Below are 1,623 nucleotides of genomic sequence, written 5' to 3' on the forward strand. Positions count from 1 at the left end.
TGAACACTTGGGTCATAACGCAATTTAGGTGGGGATATAAACCAACCACGTCGGTTCTCCCGATAAATCAAGCCTTCTGTTTCTAGCAACTTCAAAGCCTCTCGGATTGTTACCCGCGTTGTTGAATGTTGCTCACTCAAGTATCGCTCAGAGGGTAGTTTCATCTCGCCTTCCCCTCTCCATCTCATGATATTTTCCGTCAGAGTCTCTTTTATTGCGTTCGCTAATGTACCCATGATTCTTTTATCTATCAGACCTCAACTGTCTGATCTCCGTATATTTCACTTTTATGAATTTTGCAGGTAAAGCGTTGACCCTTACCTAAAGGTGCACATAGTATCTCGCTCAACTGGTATATACCAATAATTTTGAGATTTACTTATGACGACCAAAATGGATGCACCGATAAACCCTTATTTACTTCTTACTCCTGGCCCTCTATCAACAAGCATCGGAGTGAGAAATGCCATGTTACGCGATTGGTGTACTTGGGATGATGACTACAAACAACTTGTTCAAGGCGTCAGACAGCGCTTGGTAAAACTTGCAACTAGTGAGGAATACCAAGACGAATACACTGCTGTGTTGATGCAAGGTAGCGGCTCAGCCTCTGTCGAAGCAACACTTGGTTCAGTCATACCAGCATCAGGACATTTAGTCATACTCGCTAATGGTGCCTATGGACAACGCATGGCAACCATGGCTTCGACCCTGAACATTCCTTTTAGTCTGATCGATTACGGAGAAACATCTCCTGTCGACCCCGCCAAACTACAACAGGTGTTAAAGGAGCTTTCCGGGGACATCTATGTCGCAATGGTTCATTGCGAAACAACGACGGGAATGCTCAACCCCATTGAGCCCATCAGTCATGTCTGCAAAGAAAACAACTGCACCTTCATTGTCGACGCTATGAGTTCTTTCGGCGGCATTCCTCTTGATCTGGCTGAGTTAAATATCGACTTTTTAATCAGTAGCGCCAACAAATGTATTCAAGGCGTCCCTGGCTTTGGGTTTGTGCTCGCAAAGCATTCCTCTATTGCCAAATGTGAAGGCCTAGCGCGCTCACACAGCTTAGATTTATTTGATCAATGGCAAGCGATGGAGAAAGACCCTGGCAAGTGGCGTTTTACATCACCAACTCATGTTGTACGCGCATTTGAGCAAGCTCTTATCGAATTAGAACAAGAAGGCGGTGTTGAAGCGCGCTATCAACGCTACTTGAAAAATAGAGATACCCTTATCGCCGGCATCGAAAAGCTTGGCTTCACAACCTTACTACAAGGTGATTTACGCTCACCATTTATTAGTACGTTTTTAAACCCGCAGTATGAAAGTTATCGCTTCAATACCTTTTATGACGGATTAAAAAAACGCGGTTTCGTTATTTACCCCGGAAAAGTAAGCCAAGCAGATTGCTTCCGAATCGGCACGATTGGCCACGTATTTCCTGAAGATATTCAAAGACTTATTCAAGCAGTTTCTGAAGAACGCTATTGGCTATAAACACGCGAGATATTTATGAACAACACAAATAACACTGTTCAAGCCGCCATTTTTGATTGGGCAGGCACCACTGTTGATTTCGGTTCTGTCGCACCGATAGAAGCGTTCAAAGCTTTA

Annotated in this window: 2 protein-coding genes; one reads left to right on the forward strand and one right to left on the reverse strand. The window is 44.1% G+C overall.

Features of this window, described 5'->3' with window-relative positions:
* Positions 1-236: GntR family transcriptional regulator (locus A3738_RS21240; RefSeq protein ID WP_156504394.1), on the reverse strand; the 236-nt coding region annotated here is incomplete at its 3' end.
* A 145-nt stretch (positions 237-381) separates the two neighbouring features.
* On the opposite strand from A3738_RS21240, the gene phnW reads away from it, so the two are divergent.
* Entirely contained in the window at positions 382-1,506 is a 1,125-nt protein-coding gene (gene phnW, locus A3738_RS21245; RefSeq protein ID WP_231876724.1) for a 2-aminoethylphosphonate--pyruvate transaminase, read from the forward strand.
* Positions 1,507-1,623: the final 117 nt, after the last annotated feature.

It is taken from the genome of Oleiphilus sp. HI0066, from assembly GCF_001635725.1.

What these genes read in the sequence shown, in the direction of transcription:
- phnW (WP_231876724.1), top strand. Translation starts at nt 382, where the DNA reads ATGACGACCAAAATGGATGCACCGATAAACCCTTATTTACTTCTTACT.